At 28.1% G+C, this 24,505-nt stretch carries 22 protein-coding genes; 4 read left to right on the forward strand and 18 right to left on the reverse strand.

Going from position 1 to position 24,505, the window contains the following annotated elements:
• Positions 1-4: 4 nt before the first annotated feature.
• The 4 genes from B3630_RS12290 to B3630_RS12305 form a co-directional block, all read right to left on the reverse strand.
• A complete protein-coding gene (locus B3630_RS12290) occupies positions 5-2,578 on the reverse strand; it encodes a polysaccharide deacetylase family protein (RefSeq protein WP_346898565.1) in 2,574 nt (857 codons plus the stop codon).
• Positions 2,579-2,865: 287 nt separating this feature from the next.
• The gene (locus tag B3630_RS12295; protein WP_346870511.1) at positions 2,866-3,180 is read right to left on the reverse strand and encodes a cupin domain-containing protein; all 315 of its coding nucleotides are present in this window, start codon (positions 3,178-3,180) and stop codon (positions 2,866-2,868) included.
• Between the two features lie 39 nt (positions 3,181-3,219).
• Complete coding sequence (locus tag B3630_RS12300) at positions 3,220-3,945, reverse strand: permease (RefSeq protein ID WP_346898567.1); 726 nt, start codon at positions 3,943-3,945, stop codon at positions 3,220-3,222.
• Positions 3,942-4,424 (reverse strand): permease, encoded by a 483-nt coding sequence (locus B3630_RS12305; protein WP_346898569.1) that lies wholly within the window; start codon positions 4,422-4,424, stop codon positions 3,942-3,944. Before B3630_RS12305 ends, B3630_RS12300 begins: the two co-directional genes overlap by 4 nt.
• Positions 4,425-4,521: 97 nt before the next feature.
• On the opposite strand from B3630_RS12305, the gene B3630_RS12310 reads away from it, so the two are divergent.
• Together B3630_RS12310 and B3630_RS12315 are read left to right on the forward strand one after the other, a co-directional pair.
• Positions 4,522-4,851 carry a cyclic nucleotide-binding domain-containing protein gene (locus B3630_RS12310; protein WP_346898571.1) on the forward strand — a complete coding sequence of 110 codons (330 nt, stop codon included), beginning with the start codon at positions 4,522-4,524 and terminating at the stop codon, positions 4,849-4,851.
• Positions 4,852-5,001: 150 nt separating this feature from the next.
• Positions 5,002-5,181 carry a helix-turn-helix domain-containing protein gene (locus B3630_RS12315; RefSeq protein ID WP_346898573.1) on the forward strand — a complete coding sequence of 60 codons (180 nt, stop codon included), beginning with the start codon at positions 5,002-5,004 and terminating at the stop codon, positions 5,179-5,181.
• Between the two features lie 40 nt (positions 5,182-5,221).
• On the opposite strand, the gene B3630_RS12320 is transcribed toward B3630_RS12315, so the two are convergent.
• The 7 genes from B3630_RS12320 to B3630_RS12350 form a co-directional block, all read right to left on the reverse strand.
• Positions 5,222-6,424, reverse strand: a complete 1,203-nt coding sequence (locus B3630_RS12320) for an ABC transporter permease (RefSeq protein ID WP_346898575.1) — start codon at positions 6,422-6,424, stop codon at positions 5,222-5,224.
• Positions 6,425-7,096 (reverse strand): ABC transporter ATP-binding protein, encoded by a 672-nt coding sequence (locus B3630_RS12325; RefSeq protein ID WP_346898577.1) that lies wholly within the window; start codon positions 7,094-7,096, stop codon positions 6,425-6,427.
• 2 nt (positions 7,097-7,098) lie between these two features.
• Complete coding sequence (locus tag B3630_RS12330) at positions 7,099-8,310, reverse strand: efflux RND transporter periplasmic adaptor subunit (protein WP_346898926.1); 1,212 nt, start codon at positions 8,308-8,310, stop codon at positions 7,099-7,101.
• A gap of 81 nt (positions 8,311-8,391) precedes the next feature.
• A complete protein-coding gene (locus B3630_RS12335; RefSeq protein WP_346898579.1) occupies positions 8,392-8,790 on the reverse strand; it encodes a hypothetical protein in 399 nt (132 codons plus the stop codon).
• A 156-nt stretch (positions 8,791-8,946) separates the two neighbouring features.
• Entirely contained in the window at positions 8,947-10,971 is a 2,025-nt protein-coding gene (locus B3630_RS12340; protein WP_346898581.1) for a glycosyltransferase, read from the reverse strand.
• A gap of 170 nt (positions 10,972-11,141) precedes the next feature.
• Positions 11,142-11,939, reverse strand: a complete 798-nt coding sequence (locus tag B3630_RS12345; protein WP_346898583.1) for a DNRLRE domain-containing protein — start codon at positions 11,937-11,939, stop codon at positions 11,142-11,144.
• 73 nt (positions 11,940-12,012) lie between these two features.
• Positions 12,013-12,312, reverse strand: a complete 300-nt coding sequence (locus tag B3630_RS12350) for a hypothetical protein (RefSeq protein WP_346870502.1) — start codon at positions 12,310-12,312, stop codon at positions 12,013-12,015.
• A gap of 283 nt (positions 12,313-12,595) precedes the next feature.
• On the opposite strand from B3630_RS12350, the gene B3630_RS12355 reads away from it, so the two are divergent.
• Entirely contained in the window at positions 12,596-14,404 is a 1,809-nt protein-coding gene (locus B3630_RS12355; RefSeq protein WP_346898585.1) for a tetratricopeptide repeat-containing glycosyltransferase family 2 protein, read from the forward strand.
• A gap of 48 nt (positions 14,405-14,452) precedes the next feature.
• Here the strand turns inward: B3630_RS12355 and megL are convergent, their stop codons facing one another.
• The 7 genes from megL to B3630_RS12390 form a co-directional block, all read right to left on the reverse strand.
• A complete protein-coding gene (megL, locus tag B3630_RS12360; protein WP_346898587.1) occupies positions 14,453-15,649 on the reverse strand; it encodes a methionine gamma-lyase in 1,197 nt (398 codons plus the stop codon).
• Positions 15,650-15,923: 274 nt separating this feature from the next.
• Entirely contained in the window at positions 15,924-17,171 is a 1,248-nt protein-coding gene (locus tag B3630_RS12365; protein ID WP_346898589.1) for a sigma 54-interacting transcriptional regulator, read from the reverse strand.
• A 106-nt stretch (positions 17,172-17,277) separates the two neighbouring features.
• Positions 17,278-18,009, reverse strand: coding sequence for an HAD-IB family hydrolase (locus B3630_RS12370; RefSeq protein ID WP_414633014.1), 732 nt, complete (start codon positions 18,007-18,009; stop codon positions 17,278-17,280).
• Positions 18,010-18,251: 242 nt separating this feature from the next.
• Positions 18,252-19,784: a hypothetical protein gene (locus B3630_RS12375; protein ID WP_346898593.1), complete on the reverse strand. Its 1,533-nt coding sequence runs from the start codon at positions 19,782-19,784 to the stop codon at positions 18,252-18,254.
• The gene (locus tag B3630_RS12380; RefSeq protein WP_346898595.1) at positions 19,777-21,273 is read right to left on the reverse strand and encodes a YncE family protein; all 1,497 of its coding nucleotides are present in this window, start codon (positions 21,271-21,273) and stop codon (positions 19,777-19,779) included. Before B3630_RS12380 ends, B3630_RS12375 begins: the two co-directional genes overlap by 8 nt.
• 306 nt (positions 21,274-21,579) lie before the next feature.
• Entirely contained in the window at positions 21,580-21,849 is a 270-nt protein-coding gene (locus tag B3630_RS12385) for a putative Se/S carrier-like protein (RefSeq protein WP_150844557.1), read from the reverse strand.
• A gap of 80 nt (positions 21,850-21,929) precedes the next feature.
• On the reverse strand, positions 21,930-23,486 hold the full coding sequence (locus B3630_RS12390) for a hypothetical protein (protein WP_346898597.1): 1,557 nt from the start codon (positions 23,484-23,486) through the stop codon (positions 21,930-21,932).
• Between the two features lie 178 nt (positions 23,487-23,664).
• Here B3630_RS12390 and B3630_RS12395 point away from each other — a divergent pair, with 178 nt between their 5' ends.
• Positions 23,665-24,426, forward strand: coding sequence for a hypothetical protein (locus B3630_RS12395; RefSeq protein WP_346885861.1), 762 nt, complete (start codon positions 23,665-23,667; stop codon positions 24,424-24,426).
• Positions 24,427-24,505 lie beyond the last annotated feature (79 nt).

The raw sequence follows: 24,505 nt of genomic DNA on the forward strand, positions 1-24,505 counted from the left end.
AAAATTATTTTTCTAAATAATCGCTTAGCTTTGCAATTCTATACTTTGTTCCGTATACTCCATTCTCATTATTAGTTAAGAAAATATCTAAGGCTTCTGCTGTATAATAACTTTGATTGTTCATATGCATTACTATAATATTTCCTCTACCTTTAATTAAACTTTCTTCCAATGAATTAACAATTTGTTGGGAAGAATTACTTTCATAATCATGAGTTGAAATATTTCCATTAATAGAATATTTAAATCCACTTTCAAATACCTGTGCTAGCCCTTCCTTTTTAACAAGTAAAGTTGGTGGTCTAAAGTATGGTCTTAATGAATTTAAATCACCTATAACATTAGCCATAGCATCATAGGATTTAACTAAAGAAATATCCAATTTATTCTTGTTTACATCTAAAGTTTCATGATTATAGTTATGACTTCCAATATCGTGGCCATTGAATGCAATTGTTCTAAGTAAATTAGGATTAGCATTAGATACATTTCCATTAGTATCAATGTATTTTGATATTACAAAAAAGCTTCCTTTTACTTTATGTTTATTAAGTACATCTAAAATCTCATTAACCACAGGATCTCCTCCCCAATCATCGAAGGTAAAGAATATTACATCTTCTCCATTGGTATCAATAGTCCCTGTCTTATCCATTAAAACCTGTTCCTCTTCACTTAAATCACCTAAATCAACATACTTATTACCTATGTAATTAGATTTCATCATAGATAAAGCTTCTTCATAAGACCTCCTAATTAATGAGTTAATATTATTCCCCGCCATCCTATATCTCCCTAATTGTGAAGATGATTCCATAGTGTGTTGTAATTCACTTAAAGTCTCAACAGAGTAATTCAATGGCTTTTCAACTAAAATATAGGATTGTGTTGCTTCATTATATTTATTAGCATGTCCACTTTTTACATAGTTAGCGGTAATTAATTCAATAATATTTGCTACAGTATTCTTATCTTCAAATAAATCTGAATCTAGTCTAAAGTAAACAATCTCACCTTTTCTTAATGACATGTAGGTATTTACATTAAAATAATCTTTTACAACTGCTTCTGCATTCATGTTTTTATATTTATGATTAATAGGTGATTTAGAATAAGTAAACAATTCATAACCCTTAATACCATTAGTTTTATTAATAACAGATAAAGCTTCTTGAACCTCAGCATCAACATAACCATATCCAGGCATGTATGCTTTAGTATTTACACCAATCTTCCTTAATAAATTATCTACTTCATATATTTCTTTACAAATCTCTTCTGTAGATTTGTCTAATAAACTTGAACTAACTGTTATTCCCCCATTGCCAATTTCATGACCTTTCTTTAATATGTTAGCAATTCTATCTGGATATTTTTCTATCTCATCCTTAGTAACAAAGAAAGTTCCTTTAGCCTTTATTTTATCTAAAGATATTAAAACTGAATTTAATGCAGTTTCATTACCTAATCCTCTAAAGGTATAGGATAGTGCTTTTTTAGTAGTGTAAAACTCTGAAATATTAGAAGCAAGATTACCATTATTTTTTTCTATTAACTCCTTAAAATTTACTAAATCTGAATAATTTTTATCTTCACTATTTCCTTGTGAAGTATTTTTTTCTTCTTTATAACTTTCATCTATATATATATCATCTTTATTTGACATATTTTCAGATGAAGAAGTTTCATCATCACTTTTCATTCCTGCTAATTCATTCACTTGGACAACAGTTATTTTCTGTTCATCTATGGCCTTCAACAACCATTCTACAATTTTAACAACTGTTATTTCTTCTCTTTTATCCTTAGTAGATTCTTCTATCTCTGCTTCTTTATCTATAGCTGGCTTTTCCTCTTGTTCTTCTCCTTCATATTCAAAATCATCAAGAACACCATTAACCTTAATGGAAATAATTGTGCCCTTATCTAATTTGTTTACATAATTCTGAGCTTGCCCATAATCCTTGAAACTTTGATAACTAAGATAATGATCACTATGAACCACGTACTTATTACCTGAGGCGTATGCTGCCTCTAGGACTTCATCAGTGTATTTGGTAGATTTACACTTTAGTAAATTTGGTTTCTCCTTAATTATAGTTTCTATTATCTTATTACCACGGCAAAAATCAGTAATTAGTTCTTTCTGAGATAACTTTTCCATATGCCTAGCATCTGAAAGAGTTTCGCTTCCTACTAAATGACCTGCTTTTTTAATGTTTTTTACTGTGGTAGGATCTTCTCCAGCTTTAATACCTGGAATAAAAAAAATTGCTTTTACACCATACTCATTTAATAATTCCACTATTTCTCCCATAGTATTAGCATTACTGATACCTTCAAAGGATAAAGCTACTATATTAGATGAAGTTTTTGCATTAGTTATGATTTCAGCTTGTTTTTTACTACTTAATAAATTTAATGCATCCTTTATTTCTGCTGATGCATCATACTTATTTTTATTATTTTTAATGATATTTTCAGTATAATTATTCTTTATGTAGCTATTGTATGTAACGGCTCCTAATCCTATAGCCACGGTTATGATTATTATAATGATAATCCAATTTTTCTTCATATTATTTCTTCTCCATGTATTTAAGACTTTATTTTTATTTTAACCTTAAGAATAACTTATTTCAATAAACAATAATTATTGATTATTGAAATGATATACAATTATACCACAATATTTTATTTTGAATCAATATATTATTAATTAAGTTCTGTTGAAAATTACAGTAATATAATAAAAGCTATTGAATATTACATTGAATATTCAGCAGCTTTTTAACTTATTAAATTATTTATTTTGAATTCAGTAAATTATATATATTAATTAAAAGTTTTTACCCTATTGTGTAATTATTTAGATGGAGCAGGTGACTTTACCACAGTTAATTCTAAAATTTCATCATGTTTATTACCAACATTCATCTTAGTTTTAAATGGTATTTTTAATAAAGCGCCTTCTTTGTATTCATGAATTTCTTGATTATCTAGTCCAATTGATAACGTGCCTTTTAGTACAACCATATAAACATTAGAATTTGAAAAATGCTCTGGAAGTCCTTCTCCTTTATTAAAAATCATGTGTAAGTAATGAACATTTTCATCTGAAATAAGCATTTCAACTGTTCTACTATCACTGTTAGTCATTTGATAAATTTTTTCAACCACTATAAATCTCTCCTCTATATTTTTACTTTTTATAATATATTATTTATACTTAATTGCCTTTACAGGACATTTATATATAGCTAGTTTAATCTTTTCACTTTCTTGTGACTTTAATATACTTTTATTAACCTTTGCTTTTTTATTTTCTAATGTGAAATCTTCTGATGCTATACTTGTACATAATCCACAACCAATACAAAAGTCCTCTTCTATACTTAGTATTGCATCTTCCTTTTCTATGATATCTTCTTTAATTAATTCTTCTTTTTTAACAAATCTTGAAGTGATAATCGCTATTATAATAATATATATTGTAGTTAAGCTCCATCGAATCGCCATAAATTTAGGACCTAAAAACTTAGATTCATTTGCTAGCATTGGAATCTTAATTACTGCCCAAGCACTTAAGATTATTACTATATTTGATATACTGGCTCCTTTTTTTATAAGCATCTTACATACAGGAAAAGCTGCATAAATAGGACCTGCTGAAAAACTACCTAGTAAAAAGGAAAATATATACCCTTTAACCCCTGAACCTTCACCTAGCGCATTTTCTATAGTTTTTTTAGGAACCCATCCCTCAATGAGAGCTGTTAGTAGAAGTATTACTGGCATTATTATAAGCATTTCTTTCACATAATATAAGCTATTATTTAAAGCCCTAATTCCTTTATCCGGCATAAGAATCAATAAAAACAAATAAGCTAAAATAACAAAAGTTAGTAACATATTATTTTTTACTCTTTTAATAATTAAACTCATATTATCACCCCCATTAAAAGTGCTATAGTGATAGCAAATATAAAACTTAATGAGTTTCTAATCAATGCAAACTTAACACCAAATTCTCTTCTTTCAAGAGGAAACGTAACAAAACCAACCATGGTAAGAGTTGTTAAAAATGCCACTATAGGAACTATACTAGCTCCTGCATTTACTAGGGAACCTACCAGTGGAAAAGCAACAAAAGCTGGTATTAAAGTGATGCTTCCTACAAATGCAGAAATAATTGTAGACATAAAAATATTAGATTGTCCTAAATAATATTTAATTGTATCTGGTGGAATGAATGTAAGTATTAATCCTATAAGAAAAAGTATTCCTATAATTTCTCCTATCATGCTTTTCATTAGTCCCGTTGACATTTTAATGGAGCTAAAAGTTTTCTTTTTATCTTTATTTATTGACCAAATAAACCACGTCAATGTAATTACCCAAAGAATTATTGTGAAAATATCCATTTTATTTTCTCCCTTCAATATCTTTACTTGTATTATAATTTGTTTTAATATTATAATCAGTTACCAAGGTAACTAATTTTGAAAAGGGGAAATAATAATGTTAGATTTTATTTCTATTCTTGAAAATACAGAATTATTTAAAGATATTTATATAAGCACTATTAATCATTTATTTGTACAAGATTCCTTCAATATAAAAACTTATAAAAAAAATTCCGTAATTTATTTTCAAAATGAAAAATGTGTTACTTTTGATATAGTCTTGAAAGGAATTGTCTCTGTACAAAGCATTGATGAGAAAGGAAACTATATTTCAATAAGTGACTTTACTATTGGCAGTGAACTAGGAGGAAATCTGCTTTTTTCCCATAAAAACTTTTATCCAATGATGGTTCTAGCAAAAACGGAAGTAACACTTATACACTAAAAAAAAGATTTAGTTTTAAGTCTCTGCCAAAGTAATACTAGTTTTTTATCTAAATTTCTTCATTCTATCTCAGACAAAACTTTAATTTTAACAGATAAAATAAAGATACTTTCTCTTAAGTCTATAAGACAATGTATAATTGACTTTCTAATGTATGAAAGCTATATTCAAAAAAGTAATGTAATTAAGTTGAAAGTAACAAAAAAAGATTTAGCAGAAAAATTTGGAGTACAAAGATCTTCATTATCCCGTGAATTAAATAAAATGAGAAAAGATGGCTTAATAGAATACGATGCATATTCTATTACCATAATAAACCTTGAGAAATAGATAAGTGGTAGACCTTTAACTTTAAAAGTCTACCACTATTTTATTTCAGAATATCAATTGTATTTGCACTAGCAGCCTTATTAGCAGGAATTATACTAGATACTATACCTATAAATATGGAAATTCCTATAGCTACAGATGCAGTAAATAGGCTTGGTATTATTGCCATATGCATAAAATAAGATATAATATTAGCAATTATTATCCCTAATACATATCCTATCACTCCACCAGTGACAGTAATAACAACTCCCTCTACTAAAAACTCTCGCTTTATATCTTTTCTTCTAGCTCCTATTGATCTTTTTATTCCAATTTCTAAAGTTCTCTCAGAGACAGAAGTATAAACCATATTCATAACCCCTATTCCCGCAATAAATAATGATATTCCTGCAACTCCAGCAATAAATAAAGTTAATGTATTTAATACTGAGCCCATGATTTTTATTATTCCACTGGTATCCATTACCACATATTCACCTTCAGCTTTTTTAGAGCCTTCCTCATTAAGGGTATTTTCTATATCCTTAATAGTATCCTTAACATTTACTCCATTAATTAAGGTAATGCTCAATCCTTGAACTACATCACTAGAAGGAAAAAACTTATCATAGGTGTTCTTTGGAATTTGAATATCTGGTTTAAAGCTAAAGCTAAACTCCTCATCTTCATCTGATTCTATTATACCTACAATTTCAAATGTAATACCTCTTAAGGTTGCAATGCCACCTATTAGCTCTTCTTTTTCTCCAACCTTATCACCAATTACACTTTCTCTTAATACCATAGTTCTTGTAGAATTTTCATTATCTTTTCCACTTAAATTTCTTCCTATAATCTTTGGAGAATCAGTTTTTTCTACCTCTGAAGCCATTCCTTGAATAGTAGCTCCCCTTACTTGTAAATCTACAAATTCACCATATTCATTGCTAGAATATACATATTCTACTGATTCAACTCCTTGTAATCTTTCTACAGCTCTTTTATCATTATTATTAAAACTATTTCCTGTAGCATTAATATGTTCCGCATTTGATGGAGTAAACATGGCATTTAATACAACTTTACCTTCGTTTTCCCCTGTAAAGTCTTTTATAGTTTTATTCTTATACCCCTCACCTAATGCAACTATGGTAATTACTGCTGCTATTCCTATTATTATACCTAACATAGTTAAGAAAGATCTTTTTCTATTCCTTATAAGATTTCTTAAAGCAGAAAAAATTAGAACACTAAGCTTCATCTAAAATTCTCCTTCCTTAAGCTCACCATCGAAAATAGACATTATTCGATTAGCTTGTCTTGCTACATTTATATCATGTGTAATTAAAATTATAGTAATTCCTTCATCATTAAGTTCTTTAAACATACCCATTATTTCCTTAGATGTATGGCTATCTAAAGCACCTGTAGGTTCGTCTGCAATTATTATATCAGGATTATTAATTAATGCTCTAGCAATAGATACCCTCTGTTGTTGTCCCCCTGATAATTCAGTAGGATACTTATTTATTTTACTCTCAAGATTAACCTTTTTTAATAGTTCTACAACTCGTTTCTTTGTTTCCTTAACTCTGTGACCTCTATAAAGCATAGGTATTTCAATATTTTCCTTTATAGAAAGCCTTTTTATAAGGTTAAAATCTTGAAATACAAATCCTATCTTTTCATTTCTAAACTTACTTAAAGCATCATCTGAAAAAGAGCTTATATTTTTATCTAAAAACGAGTAACTTCCATCAAATTTTTTATCTAGCAATCCTAATATTTTCATTAGTGTTGACTTTCCTGATCCAGAGGGTCCCATTATTGCTAAAAACTCACCCTTATTTATCTCTAAATTAACATCCTTTAATGCCTGAAGAGTTTCATCCCCTGTAACATAAAACTTATTTATGTCTTTTAATTTAATCATAATTATTTGCTCCCTTCTAGTACCGTAGAAGGATTTTTAATCAACCTATCTCCTATCCCTATAGCTCCATCTAATAAATAATACTTATCATTTTCTAAAGTTGCTCTTATTTCTATATCTTCATAAGATTCGTCTTTTTCCTTAAGTATATGTATCTTAGAATCTTTTTCATATACATAATCTTTAGGTATTTCTATTCCTTTGTAATTGCACTTAACCTCTAAGCTAAACCCTATTCTGATACTCTTTTCTGGTTTTATGTAAAAATTGTATCCTGTCGTAGTTCTTCCTGGTTCTTCAATAGGTAGCTCGTCAATTTCAGTTATAGTACCTTTAATATATTCTCCACTACTAATAACCTTTAACATTACTTCATCATCTATTTTTAAATTCTTTACATCAAATTCAGAAACTTCTGCTTTAACTAAAGGCTCTTTAGATATTATTCTCATATAGGCTACAGTTGGGTCATCTATACCCTTGCTATTTACTTTCACAACTCCATCTATATCTGCAACTATATCTTTACCTATTTTTTTCTTTAAAATATCCCTTTCAGTTACTATTGACTTGTTTCCCTCTTCATAACTTGCTACTTCAGTTTCTATGCCATTAACTTGACTCCTTAACATTTCTATTTGTTGAGAAACTTCTAGTTGCTTACCTTCAAGGACATCTTTTGTTTTCAATAACTCATTATATTGACTTTGAGCTTCTTTTTCTTCTGATGTACTAAGCTTAGATATTTCACTCTGAACTTTATTTAGTTCACCACTTATAGCATTTAAATCTCCTTGTAGCTTATCAATGCTTGTGTTAACTTTATCCTTTTCTTTCTTCACTCTAGATACTTTGCCATTATTTGAAGTTATTTCCCTATCATACTGTGCTATTTGATCTTCAACTACAGTATTTAGATAAGAAAATAATACTTCGCCTTTCTTTACCTCTTGTCCATCTTTAACTTTGATACCTTTTAATTCTCCTTGTGACTTATCTACAATAATAATTTGCTCATCACTTATAATACTAATACCATTAAATTTTAATGTTTCTTCTCCTTTGATTTCATAACTATCTTTATGCGTAATTGATATTTCCTTTTTGGGTCCTTTTAGCTTTATAGCAATTATTACTGCTGAAAGTATTATAAATAATACTACTGCAATTACAATCAGTATATACTTTTTCTTCTTCGAAAGATTAAAATTCATCTTCAAATTCATCACTCCTTGTCCCATTTTATAATAAATAAAGAAGATAGATTCTATCTTCTTTATTATTATACACTAATTTTATACATTCATTGAATTTTCTACTTCTTCGTTATGTTTCATCTTTTTAAGTAGGCTAAACACTATTAGATATGCTATTACAATTCCTATTATTCCTGAAACTACAGTTAACCAACTAAAAATTGGAGTTGCAATTAATCCTATTAAAAAGCAAACAGGTTGATACACTGCTAAAGCATATACCGCAACCTTTTTCCACATGAAAATTCCAATAGTAATAACTAAAAGTATTATCCCAGATATAATTGAAAATACTACCAAGCCATTGCTAAGGGCAAGCTCTGGAAACATTTGAGCTGTGGTCTTATTGGTAAGTGGAGTAAAAAGTGACCCAATTCCCCCCAGAATGTAAAGTACTAACACTAATGTGGTCCAAAATCCCCTTGTCTTTTTTTCCATTTTATAATTCCTCCTTATATAATTATATTAAATAATTTCTAATATTATTTTAACAGAAATCTGTACTTTTTTGTATAAATTACTTAAAATTACTTTTTTATGCCTAAAAGTATGTGGAATTAAAAACTCTAGAATTAATCATGTTACTGCTATTCACTAAATACCTCCTAAATCTTCTACTTCTTTTTTATACGTATCGTATAATCCTTTTAAATTGAGAAATTCATTTAGAAAAACTCCTCCATGTTTTAATCCTTCATCAATATACTTCATACCTTCCTTTGCAAAAACAAAACAATATTTTATTATTTCTTCCTTAGTAACATTACACTTTATATATTGTGGTATTGCTTTCATATTTAAATGATTTTGAATTTGATTATAATAAAATTGAGCTATTACATAATTTTTTAGCTGGATCCTATCTTCAAATTGATTCCATTGAATTTCAGATGCATATACTTCTTCTTTAAAATTTTTAATTATATAATCGAATATAGTAACAGATGAATCTATTCTCCTTTGTAAGTTATGTGATAAATTATTTGAATGAATTCTATAATTTATTACTGCACCACCTACTTTTCCATAATTCCAATTATATTTTATTAACTGCAGACAATTCAATGTATCTGCAGAAAAATCATTGCTTTTATAAACTATCCAACTTATTTTATTATCCTTAAAAAAGTTCAATCTATGAAGACAATTCATAGGTATAACACCCGATGCAGATTTAAAAATACGTTCAATGACCTCATCTTTAGGATGAACTTGGTAATTCCATTGCTGAACTATTATATTATCTTCATCCACTATATTAAAGTCACTAAATACATAGTCCTTGTTGGGATTTTCTTCTAAATACTCTACAAATTTATAAACAGCCTCCCTTTCTACAAAGTCATCACAAGCAATCCATTGAAAATACTTCCCCTTTGCGTTACTAATAATTTCTTGAATTCCTTTTGATGCTCCACCTGAGTTCAGACTATGATAAATTCCGTGTATATTTTTATGTTTTTTCTCATAGTTTCTAATTATTTCATCAGAGCCGTCTGTTGAACAGTCATCTATAATTAAAATTTCTATATTAGGATAGGTTTGATTTATAAAAGAATCTACACATTTTGATAGGTATTTATTACCATTATAATTTGTTATTCCTATAGTAACTAATGGTTGCTCAATCATTGAAACTTTTTTTGTTTCAGCTAGAGTTATGAATAATGCCTTTAGTTTTTCTATTTGGTCCTGAAATTCAAAATCATTCTTAACAAAACAACTATACTCTTGAGAATCATATTTACTATCAATTAACATCTTAAGAGCATCATTTATTGTATTCCAAATCAAACACTGAGGATATATTTCTTTTGCACCAACAAAATTATGGATTATAGGTTTTATTCCTTTTGCCATGGCTTGCATAATACTTATGTTTTGTGACTCCAATACACTTGTACATAAAATATAATTTTTGTCTTCTAACCATTTATCTAGATTATCCTGCCACCCCTCATAAATCACATTATCTTCTAACCCGAATTCTTTTATCATTTGATTAAAATACAAAACATCCCTAGCATCTTGAAATTTACCAGCAATATATAATTTATATTGGTTGTTTTTATCGTATATAGCTTTAAAAGTATGAAGCAATAGCATAGGTCCTTTCTTATAGTTTATATAACCAACATATGCAATATTAAACCCAGGTTTTCTGTCTTTAAAAGTCCATTTAGAAATATCTATACCATTAGGAATTACCATTGTTTTCTCTTTATCTATATTGAAACTATCAATAGTAAAATTCCTTATATGTTCTGATACAAATATGATTTTATCAACATTTTTCCAGTAAACATTACATGGGTATTCAGTAAAGGATTCATAGCTGTGTATTCTACATATAATATTTTTTTCTTTAGCAATGTCAAGTTTACTTCCATAGGATATTAATTCATCACACCACTCAAACCAGCATATATCGGCACACTTCATCCCTTCATCAATTTGTTTTAAATTTGTTACCACTATTTTTTTAGTAACATAGTCATGGGATAATCCATTAATAATATCTTTTAAAAAACTATCTAGTCCCTGCTTTACGAAAAATACAATATTTTTTTTATTACTTTTCTCAGAATCAACTCTCATACTACTTACATTTTCATCCATACTATCTCTCCTTTATCGCTATTATTAAATATGCTAATATATACTTATTCTATTGGTAATCTATCTAATAAAATCTTATTTATCTTTACCATATTTTATGTTAATTAGTAATCATACAGTTTTATATTAATTTAAACAAAAGATTACTAACTATATTAGAAAATAATAATCTACTCCTTATATGAACCATAAAAACTTACAGTCTCTATATCTCCTGGATTTTCCTTTGGTACTATAGCCATATTATAGATTTTATCTACATAAAGAGGACTACTATTTGATAAATTGTTATATTCATCAGTTACATAATAATTATCTGTATGTCCAGTATCACTTCTTGTTACTCCAATATTTACTATGGCTACATACTTTGAATCCTCTGCAACAGTTCCCTTGACATTTACCTGCCTTATAGTACCTTCGCCTTTGTTACAACAATTGCATTCCTTACAACATTTACACTCGTCGTTTATAACCACTTTTAAAAATGGAACAAGATATCTATCCTTACATATTGACGAACCAAATTGTGTAAGAATACTATTACTTCTATCAAGTAATGCTATCCCTGTATTACTTAATTTATTTTGTAACCATAATACAACAAATTCGGTTAAATCTACCGTTATAGCTATATTTGAAGTTATTGGATGAAAATTTTTTCTAATATTACAATTTATTTTTGGCTGATTATTGAAAGTTGTATAAGTGCTGAAATAATCACATAGTGGGTATATAGAAAATGTTTTCCTACAATCATCATAAAAGTTATTTGTCTTAAACAATACAAGTTCTGCACTAGAAATTGATGCATTCATTGGTATATTAGAAATATCAAAAAATAAGTAACTAATATAACTGTGTATACCATCATTACCTACAGTTATAGTAGGCTTATTCATATTTCCGTTTATCAATTTACTGGTTACCGTAAGACTCTTAGTAGCATAAATTATTATATTTGACAAATTTGTCACCTCTTTTTTAAACCATTAGTTTAAAGCATGGAGCAATAAATTGCTCCATGCTATTTTAAATAGTCTAGATAGTGTATGACCATGCGGTTACTACACCAGTAGATTCGTCAACAGTATCACCTGTTATAAACTTTGGTACAATTGACAAAGTATAAGAAGTATTAACAGCTAATGATGTTCCATTTGCTGTATTATCATAAGCAATTACTCTATAAAATGATCTATCTCTTCCTGCTGAAACAGCATTTGTAACATTAAGTCTAATTGTTAAATAAGCAAGACTATTCCTAGCAACAGTGCCTGTAACTCCAACAGAACGAGGTGTACCAGTTTGAGGAGTATCAAAATCAATTGTTAAAGCCATAAAATTCATCCCCCAAATTTATTTTTAGGATTTTACTCCTGATATATTATATGACCTTATACACAAAATGTGATTTGCAAACTTAATATTCATGTAATTACTTTTATAAATGCATACATAGTAATTATAATTTCGCCATTGTACTCTATTTTGTTTTGCAAATAGTAATGTTTACTACAAGAACAGTTCATTAAATTTTCACATAGTATATATAGTAAAATTAATATACTATTTTATTTATTAAAACAATGAAGCTTTTATTTAAAAGAGGAGATTATATATTATGAGAAATGAAGTAAGCTTATGTATGATTGTAAAAAATGAAGAAAACTATTTGCCAAACTGCCTTAACAGTATTAAAGATATTGTGGATGAGATAATTGTTGTTGATACAGGGTCTACGGATAAAACTGTAGATATAGCCAAAAGCTTTGGGGCTAAAGTTTACTATTTTCCTTGGCACAATAACTTTAGTGAAGCTAGAAATGAATCCCTAAAATATGCTACCAAAGATTGGATACTTATATTAGATGCAGATGATAAATTATCCCCTAAAAATCAAGAAAATTTGAAAAATTTATTAAATAGACAGTTAGATGAAAATGCAATTTACTACTTTGAAACATTAAATTATTATGGAAATATTGTTGATGATAATTCAATAACTATAAATTTAAATCCTAGACTATTTAAAAATAACCATGGAACTCACTATGAGGGAGAAATTCATAATCAATTAGTATACTCAGAGAACAAATATAAAGCAATTTATCAATTAATGCAAATTAATCATTATGGATATATGACTAAGTCAATAGAATCTAAGAATAAAAGAAATAGAAATATACCTATTTTAAATGATCAAATAAAAAAACACCCCAATGATTCCTTTGCTCACTTTAACCTAGGTACTGAATACGCAGCATTAAATGATAATGAAACTGCGTTAGAACATTACTATAAATCCTATGAGAAATTTGACCCATACAATGGATACAGTTATTTACTAATATTTAGGATAGTTTTCTTAAACTATAAAATTAAAAATTATGATACCGCTTTTAAATTCATAGACATCGGCATTAAGCATTATCCAAAATTTACTGACTTATATTTTTTAAAATCTCTTATTTTTAAAGATATGAATATGCCTACACTTCAGATAGATGCTCTTAAAGAATGTATTGAGCTAGGTGAAGCACCATCTGAATTAAAATGTTTATATGGAATAGGAAGTTTTAAGGCATACTACGAGTTAGGCAATGCCTACTTCACACTAAAAGACTATGATGCTGCACACAATTATTATATTAAAACACTTAAATCAAAATCTGATTTCCTTAATCCCTTATACCTTATTGGAGATATATTAAAAATCAAAAATACCCCAACGGATAGTTTTAAAAGGATTATAGAAGACCTTATTTCTAGTTCTCCAAAATCTAATCATATTATTGCAGATTTGTTTTATAATGAAGGATTCTATGAAATAGCATTGGAATATGTAGAAAAATGCGAACTATCTGAAACTATTACTGAAGAGTTGGTATTACTTAAAGCAAAGTGTCTTGTAATGTCTGGTTCCTTTACTAAGTGCATTGACATGAATAATATAGTTCATGATAATTCTTTAAATTTATATTTTTCAATGTACAAAGTTATAAGTAGTGTATTAACTAATAATTGTAATAAAGCTTTATCCTTATTATCAAATTTTAAAGAAGATTCCTTATCAGGTTACAATAAAAAACTATTGGAAGTATATTCACAGTTTTTAAAATTATTTACAAAAGAATCCACCACTCTTTTATCAGAAGAGGAAGATGAAAGTGAGTATCTTGATATTATTCTAGAGATATGTGAAATATTGCTTATAAATAATAAATATGATGAACTTAAAATAGCTGTACACTTACTAAATTTAATAAATAATAAATTTGTACTTCTTAATCTAGGAAAACTATATTTTAAACATGGATATATTGAGCATGCAAAAAAAGAAATCATTAGGTCAATAAAAGAATTTGAAGTTTATGATAGTGATAGCCTAGATATATTGCAATATTGCATTAACAATAAAGAAGTCTCATAAATTTATATAATTAAAGACTCCCCAAAAGGAGTCTTTATCAACTCTCTATTATATTATACACTTTAATGCCTTATCTAAATCATTTATTATATCTTCAACATTTTCTAGACCAACAGCTATTCTTATTAATCCATCACTAATACCAGCCATTTCTCTTTCTTCTTTAGTATATGGCGAATGTGTCATTGATGCTGGATGTTGAATTAAAGTTTCAGCATCTCCAAGACTTACTGCTATCGTACAAAGCTCCGTACTGTTTATAACTTTCTTACCTTCTTCAATTCCACCTTTTACTTCAAAAGCTATTACAGCTCCGGGTAAGGACATTTGCTTTTTAGCTAATTTATATTGCGGAAAGCTTTCTAAACCTGGATAATATACTTTTTCAACCGCACTATGTCCTTCTAAAAATTTAGCTACTTTCATAGCATTTTCACAGTGTTTTTCCATTCTTATTTCTAGAGTTTTCATACCTCTAATAATTAAAAATGCATCAAAAGGACTTAAACTAGCTCCTGTCATATCCTTTACCCCAAATAATCTAACATTCTTTATAAATTCGCTACTTCCAACTACAAAACCGGATATTACATCTCCATGACCATTTAAGAACTTTGTTCCTGAATGAATTACTACATCAGCTCCAAATTCTAACGGTCTTTGAATATATGGCGTACAGAACGTATTATCAACCATTACTATACAATCCTTATTCTGGTGAGCTATCTTACTTATTGCTTCTATATCTGCAACTTCAAGGTTTGGATTTGCTGGTGTTTCCAAATAAACTACCTTAGTATTTTCTCTCATAGCCTGTCTAATTTCTTCAAGATTGGTAGTATCTACGAAAGTTACCTCAACCCCATATCTGCTTATTCCATGATTTAAATAAGCATAAGTACATCCATAAAGAGTTTTTGCTGCTACTACATGGTCTCCAGCTTTTAACAATGTCCAAAATGCTGAAGCAACAGCTCCAATACCAGATGCAGTAGAAATTGCTGCCTCTGCACCCTCTAGCATTGCTAACTTCTCTTCCAATTGAGTATTGGTTGGATTTCCAAGCCTTGAGTATATAAATCCACCTTCTTCAAGTGCAAATCTTCTACCACCTTGCTCAGCAGATTCGAAAGTAAAGGTTGCTGTTTGATGAATAGGCGTAGCTAAAGCACCAAATTGATCCTTAACATGTCCACCATGAATTGCTCTTGTAGCAAAGCCCATTGCTTTTAAATTGTTCCCCATTAATTTGACCTCCCTATATAAATTATTTTACAATAATATATAGCAATTTCAGTGCCAAATTAAAGGAAATTTAAGAGATAATTAAATTTAGGTGAATATAATTTTAGACAAAGCCTTAGCAACAAGGACATGGGGAAATTCATTTATTTTTATAATCTATAACTCTTAATATTTATACTAAGCTAATGTAAATATCTCTTTACTTATTAGGTTTTTTCGTAAAGTTTTATTTACATGCGTAAATTAATTTTTACATACTTTAATACAAAAACACCTACATTTTTATATTGTACTTATTAATTTTATTCATTATTGTAGTATGAGAAACTTTAAGTACACTTGCAGCTTTTCTATAACTCCTATAATTTTCTATAGTTTTTTTTATAATTTCTTTTTCATATTTCTCCATTATATCTTTTAATGGTAGCTGCAAATATCCATCGGATTTTTTATCTATAATCTCTTTAGACCCGTAGTTATAAATATCATTTTTAAAATCTATAAAAATGTCCTCTGTAGTTAATATTTCTCCTTTGCATAAATTCATTGCTCTTTCTATAACATTTTGTAGCTCTCTAACATTTCCAGGCCAATGATATTTCATTAACTCGCTAATAAATTCGACATCAGCGCCCTTTATATTTTTATTTAATTTATAATTAAGCTTATCTATAAAGAACTGAACAAAAAGTGGAATGTCCTCTAACCGTTCCCTTAATGTTGGGATATACATAGGAACTACATTTAATCTATAATATAGGTCTTCTCTAAAAGTTTTATCCTTAATCATATCTTCAAGATTGTTATTAGTTGCAGCTATGATTCTTACATCTACAGCCTCTTCCTTACTACTACCAATTTTTCTAATTTTACCCTCTTGTATCACTCTTAATAACTTTGCTTGAATAAACATAGGCATTTCTCCTATTTCATCTAAAAATAAAGTTCCTTCACTAGCTTCTTTAATAATCCCATCTTTTCCCCCTATCATTGCACCTGTAAAGCTTCCTGGCCCATATCCAAACAACTCACTCTCTAATAAGGTTTCTGGTAATGCTGCGCAGTTAATAGCAATAAAATTCTTATTACACCTAGGGCTTATGTCATGTATTGCCTTTGCAAAGACTTCCTTACCCGTACCACTTTCACCTCTTAATAACACAGTTGAGTTGCTCTTTCCAATAGTTAAAGTCATATTTTTAACTCGCTCTATTGCCTTGCTTGTACCAATAATGTTCTTGAATTCCCTATCTTCTATTGAATCTATTATAGCTTTTAACTTTTTTTCTTTCTGTTCATAATATAATAACTCCATTTCTTTAACGGAAATAATATCTTTAATATTACAAATCTCTTTCATTAGTTCCTTCTTTAACTCATCTTCCATGTCCTCAACCTTTACACATACCTTTTGAAAAAACACCTCCATAGAAATTAAGTTAATTTTCCTATTGTAAATTTTCTCTAATATCTCTACTGTAATTCCCAATCTATCTCTTGTAATTATCTCAAATCTAATCATACAAATCCCCCTTTTGTAAGAAAGTACTATGTTTAAAAGTGGCGTTACAAGACTTCTATTGTAACGCCACTTAAACTATCCCTTAAAATATAAAACTTTATTTTACTTAGATTAATTCTAAATTATTTATATCTAAATTATAAATAACATCTTTTCGTTCCACTATAACATTGATTTTTTTCTTTACTTCTTCATTTTCTATTATCTTTGAAATAAGCTCTTTAGTTGGATTTATAGCATATGGATTTCCTACAGATTTAAACATAGTTAAATCCCCAGAAGTATCTCCGTAAGCATAACTTTTACTTAAATCTATATCATATTTTTCTTTTAACTCCATTAAAGCATTTTCTTTACTTACAGAATCCCACATTGGTATAATTTCTCCAGTATATTTTCCGCAGTTATCAGCTTTATAAATTGTACCCCTAAAATCGTCCATTTCATATTTTCCTGCCATCTCTCTTACAAGCTCTATAGGAGATCCAGAAATAGCAATTACAACATGTCCTTGCTCCTTGTGCCATTTAATTTTATCCCTTGAAAATGTATATACCCTATCACCTTTCTGATTAATCACATTTCTAGCTATATGTTCTATGTGTTCTTTGCTTAACCCCTTAGTAGCTTCAATATAAACATCAATCATTTTAAGTAAGTAGGTATCATAATCCCCTTGTCTTATATCCCATTTGGAAAAAGCTGGCCTAACTTCATTATACCATTTATTTTCTTCAACTAGCTCATATTTTATTATTTTTTTAAAAACTTCTGTTATTAACCCTTCTCTATAGATAGTTCCATCTATATCAAAAAATGCTGCAATCTTTTCCAATATAAAGTCCTCCTTAAGTGACACCTCAACTCTACACTTTTGTTAGTAGAGTTACTTCTTCAAATAAAGATAAGAAGAAGTTTCCATTATAATATTCTATCTACAATAACATATTTATGATTTAAAGTCTAGTATTCCTAAAGTGATTAATTGACTAAACTTTACTAATATATCTCATATTCTTCACTTTTTTTAAATATAATTTTAAAAACTTCATACAAAATTTGATCAACGTTTTATTAGGCCTACTTTTGAAGTTCATCATCAAATAACCATTTAATCAAAGAAAATCTAACATGCTTTGGGATATTATTTTTATCTTTTATTTTATCTCCTTCTGAATCAGATAAATTCTCAATACATTCATGAGTCATTTGTTGTCTTAATTTTTCATTTTCCTTCTCTTTTTCAGCTAATTTCTTTTCAGTTAGTATTTTTTCATTATCACTTAATAATATCTTCTGCTCTAAAAAACTATTTCTCCTTCTTAACATGTCATTGTCATTTATATATGATTTTAATTTCTCTTTTTCACTATAGAACTTATACTTTAGATTTGAAATTTGACTTTTTTCATGTTTTATATCTTCGCTCAATGCTTTTAATTCTTCATATGCCTGGTTAAGTTTTAACTGTAATTCTACTTTTTCCTTTTTAATTATTTCAATTTTTTCAAAATAAATTTTTGATTTTTCTTTTTTAAAATTAAACCTCTTATTTTTATTCAATAAATTTTTATTTTTCTGTAATTCACTTTCTGCTGATGTTTCTAAAAGTTCGTGTAAAAATAACTGAATATCTCCATTCAAGTTCATTACATATATCTCATTTATAAAAAAATTATTTTCGTTATTTTCTAAGTATTCTTGATAAATCACTTTTTTAGGTAATATATTATTAAATAGTTTATATATCTTATAGTTGCTAAAACTTTGTCCATAATCTTTAGAAAAACATCCATAAAGTTTATTATCACAAATCCATAGAGCCCATAGCATTTCATTATATAACATCAATAAGCAAGAGTTTATATTTACATGCTCAAATAGTATAATATTTTTTTTAAATCCTATTTCTTTATAATGATAAATCACTCTATTAACATGATTATCCTGTTCAATAAATAGGTAATGGATTCTATTTCTTTCTACACAAAAAGCAAAATCTATATATGGTAAGAGTGATGTATGTATAATCTCCTCCTTTCCCCATCTATCTTCAATAATATAAAAATTTCTAGAAGCTAATTGATATCCTCCACCTAACATAGTATTTAATATTACTATACTAATAGTACTATCTTTGCAAATACTATATAGACACCTTGAATAATATTCCATACTAGAAATAATTTGTGGTTTAGTCCATGTTACTTTATTATTGTACACTTGATGAATTAACACTTCTGAATAAGTATATTTGTCTATTATGCTATACAGTAAATGAATATCTTTCAAACAGAAAAGTGCTTTAATTTGTACAGGCGTAATTGTATCATGTTTCATATTAAGAAGAGTATTATACTTCCATACTTTATTCTCTAATGTACATAGCATAAGATCTCCACAAATATCTTGACAAAAAACATGAACTTCCCCATTCCAGTCTTCCAAAACATAAAAATATTTAAAACTATCTTTGTAAACACTTATATTTTCTGACCATTCATGCTTCATAAGGATTTGATAATATATACCTTGTTCACTATCATAAGAAAACTTTAGTAATTTCCCATCTTGCTGCTTGACTAAAAAACAATCATAATTTTCATTAGTCATTTTTCCCCCCTCCTCCAAAACTTTCGCAGTCTTTGTAAAATGGAATAAATACTATTTCCTCTACAATCACCTTTGTTGAAATTAAGACACTAACATCAAACTTCAAACTTCTGTTTATGAATACTGGGGTGCTTATTAATTTAGCAAAAGAATTAATTACGAATTCCATTCCCTTTTGTTCTGCGTCTGCTGGTATATATAACGTAGCTTTCTGCGTCCCCTTAAGTTTTCCTTCAAATATATATTTTTGTTCCCGTTCATCTATAAATTCTATGTAGTAGGGAATATAAAAATCATATTGAAAAATTGAGTATTTTTTTTCATTATCTATAATTTTTCTATTTTTTGTTTCATTTATAACTTCACATTTTTTAAATATAACATCATCTACACTTATAACTGAGTAATTTTTTGAAGACATTTCAATTGTAACCTGTGAAAATATTATTTTTTCTTGATAAGTAGATAGGACTTTCTTGGCCAGTATAGCAGTAGCACTATCTCTCTTTACTTTATCCTCCGAACTTGTGAAAGCAAAAGGCTTTTCCTCTACTTCAAATTTGTTCTGAGTAACAATACCTATATCATAAGGAATACTATTATTTCGTGAAAAGGTAAAGTTATCTAAAATAGAATTATCAGAGATATTAATCCTATCAAATACACCTTTTCCATCGTTACTTTTACTAGTTACAAATAGAGTTTTTTTGTCAGGAGATAATCTAATTCTTTGTAAATCTGGAAGAGTAGTTTTTACTGTTGCTATACATTCTTTTTTTAATATATCTATAACTTCAATTCTATGTAACCCATTATTTGCTACATATAAAAGGAGTCCTGCCTGTACTAAATATGAGATAGACGATCCTTTTGGAAAGTCAATATATGAAACATCTCCATTTTCAAGATTCAATACAGAAACATTCCCCTTACAATTTCCTTTACTAATTCCTTTATTTGAAATATAGATATAATTTTCATCTTCTCCAATGATCATATATATAGGTGCTGTCCCAACATCTTTATATACTTTTATTAATTGGAAGTTTGATGTATCATAAACTTTTATTTCATTCTGAAAAATGTCCAATACAAATAATTTTTTCTTCTCTTTGTCAAGTTCCAAACTTTCCGCAGCAATAAATCCTTTTATACACCCAAGCTTTTCACCAGTTCTTAGACTATAAATACACACTTCTTCAGTATCACTAGCATAGATTTTCTGAGCTATTGAATCGACTTTAATATTACCATTATTAGCAATTTCCCATACTTTACTAGAATCATATAAATCCTCAACAAGTGTAACTTTATTATTTCTATCGCTAGCTATATATATATTATTTTTTTCATCAACAATAATATTTAAAGGCCTTGGACCAATTTCAATCTCTTTTATAATACTATAATTATCTCCGTCAATTATAGATACAGTTTCTGTTCCTAAATGTGATACATAATAGATATTTTTCTCTCTTTTATTAAACATAGACTCCTCTTCACCCCTCCTTTATTAATAAAATATATTGATGCAACTAGCAAACCTTCATATAAATATTATAGATCTTTTATATCCTTTATATTAATATCAAATTTCCTACTTCTTAACCTACTAAAAGTAATTTTAAATGCATATTATTTAAATATTAGTTCAAAGAGTGATCGGCACTAAAACTATATAAAAACCCCTTTGCTTCCATTTAATATTAGTTTCCGAGTTCACTCTTATTCTAAAAATATGCTTTACACCTGCTTATTATGCAATATAATCCTTAAAAAATTGACTAAGCAAATTTTATTCCACTAATTCATAAATTTCACTTTTTCCGTCTTTAACAATTTTATAGGTGCTAGTTGGATAAATATTATTTTTCTGTAATTCCTTCTGTATGACTTCCATATCTATTTCTTTAAATTTCACTGCTTGAGTACAGCTAATATTAATCTTATTAGGAGCAGTAACAAGTTTTACTACAATATTTTTTTTAATTAAGCGCTCATAAATATATAATGCTCTGTGATGAGAAGTAAAGATCATGATATAATCGTAATCTTCTATTTTCATATTATTCACCTCTATTTTGTGTTTACCTAATTTATACATGTCCTTACTTTATTGTATGCTTTATAACTTTAGAAGTGACTTTATACTCCACCTGGTCTTCGTCTTAGCAATCGCTCCATAATAGATTGATTCTTTTCTAATTCAAGTTCTTCACTCAACCTCATTCTTTCTTCATTTATCACCTCACTTTGCTGTTTAATTATTACATTTTCTTCTTGGCATTCTTTCAATTTACTTTCAACAGCTATTTTAATGTTTTTTTCTTCTATCAATTTTTGCCTTGTATATTCCAACTCCTTTTGAATATTTCTTGTAAGAACTTCCTCTTCCAAAAACCTTTTTTTTGTATCTTCTAGCTCTTTTTGAATGTTTTTTTGTAATTCTAAAAATATATTACAATTCTCATCAGATTTACGCTTTTGTTCTAATATTCTAGAAATTTGGTCTTCATATTCTTCTATAAATCTTTGATTTTTTTGTAATTTCATATTTAAAGCAGTAATTTTTTTTTCTAAATTCTTCTTTTCTAAATTTACGCGAGATAATTCAAATTTTAAACTTTCACTTGATTCCCCTTCCTGCGATACTATTTTTTTAGCTTTACTCCCCTCAGATTCTAATGAATCTTTTATATTTACTATAAATTCACTAGGATCAAACAAATACAGATCTAATCCCCTAGTTCCGTAAATTTTTCTTACTTTTGTATCACTATCTTTATCTATATAAATAAAACAATTATATCTTTCTACTGTAAGTTCATTCCCTCTATCAAAATAGACTTGGCCCACCCATTTTTGGCCATCAAAAACTGAATAAAAAATCTTACCTTGTTCTAGCCAACAAGAATATAATTTATTACTTTCAGTAAATAATATAGGTTCATTCAGTTCCTTTCTACTTTCATGAACTCTAAATTCTTTTAAACTTCCAATAATATCTATAGAAACATGATCAAGAAAATATATAGAGTCTTCTCTAGATTTATTTAGTATATGAATCTCTTGCTGAACCATTAGAACTTCAAAACCTATATCCTCTCCTTGGATACCATAAAGCCTTCTCGCAGACGACCACCTATTATTTTCAAAGTCACAATAGTTTAAAGAAACTTCATCACCTTCATCTGTAATAAAAAATGCATAAATATTTCTTTTTTTATTTACATGTATTGAATAGTATTCTTTTAAATTAGGTATCAATATAATGTCTTGTATTGTAGTAGTTTTAGTTTCTTTTCCGTTCCATATACAATGCATTAATACGCCATGATCACTACCATCATTACCTACAAGTAAATAAAAGATATGCATCTCATCTTCTACAATTTCAACTTTTAAATTTCGTATTTCAAATTCGTTACTTTCCACTTGGTAAAGTACCTTTCCCAACCATCGTTTATCTTTCATAGTGCAATATCTCAGCTCACCTTTAGTATTGCTGTATACCACATGTATTATCTCATCTCCACTAATATAAACATCAAACCCTAGCACTTCTACATCAATTAGAGTTTCTTTAGTCCATTTTCCTTCACTGTACATAATTCTATAGCATAATTCTTTATTATCGTTTAGTGAAAACTTCCATATGTTATCTTTACAGTCCCCATATATCCAAGGATATACACCATTCATACTTACTCCCCCTTTTATAAAATTATATTTAAATAAAAATTTATTATGCACTTCTATAGAACAAAAAATTTATTAACTTGTCTTTTTAATATCACCACTTTAATATTCTTACATATGATGTATTGTAAGTATTAAATAAATTTTTATTTATCATAATTTTTCAAGAGGAGGAGAATTTATGTCCATTAACTTCAAGAAATTTGTGCCACGTCCTGGTCTTGTAAATAAACAAGGGCGTTTACCTGATCCTTCAGAATTAGTTTGCATTGAAGTTCCTAAAATTTTTGATCAATGCTTAATTAAAAGATGTCTTGTATACGGTGAAGGCCCAGACACAAATACAACAGATAATCAATTGAGAAGTGACCCACTTATTGAGCCTAAGAGATATATTGGTAGTAGAGACTTCAATGTAGAACTACTTTCCGTAGATAAAATTCCTATTAAAGGAAAACCAGGATTCAAGAAAATAGTCCTAAATTATGTGATTTCTTTCTGTGCTGATTATATTGATTGTAATGGTGTAAACAAAAGTGAATTATATGAAATTAATAGGACAGATATAATTGGAAAGTTCTACTGTCCTGATTCCATAGCTCAAATTTCAGCTAGTTTTGTACCTGTTCAACAAGCTGAAGATTTAGATTCTAACATTATAAAACTTGAAATGGTTGCTGAAGCTCTAGATGGTGAGTTATTACAAGATCCAAACGGCGATGATGTTTTAGATATTACTTTAGGTTACTACATTGTTGTAAAATGTGAGCTTATTGTACAACTACTCATCCCTGCTTATGATTACTGTCCAGTTCCAAAAGAACCATGTGAAGAAGAACCTGAAGAAGATCCATGTGAGAGATTTGATAGAGCCCCAATTCCTAAGTTCTATCCTGATCAAAACTTAGATCCACTATTCCCAGACTGTGATGATAATGATTAAAACTATTATTATTAAAAGTACTATAACTGAAAAATAATTAAGGTTTATGTATCTATATGAATAATTTAACTTCGTTAAA

This window comes from Clostridium sp. UBA7503 (assembly GCF_002477055.1).
Lineage (GTDB): Bacteria > Bacillota > Clostridia > Clostridiales > Clostridiaceae > Clostridium_J > Clostridium_J sulfidigenes.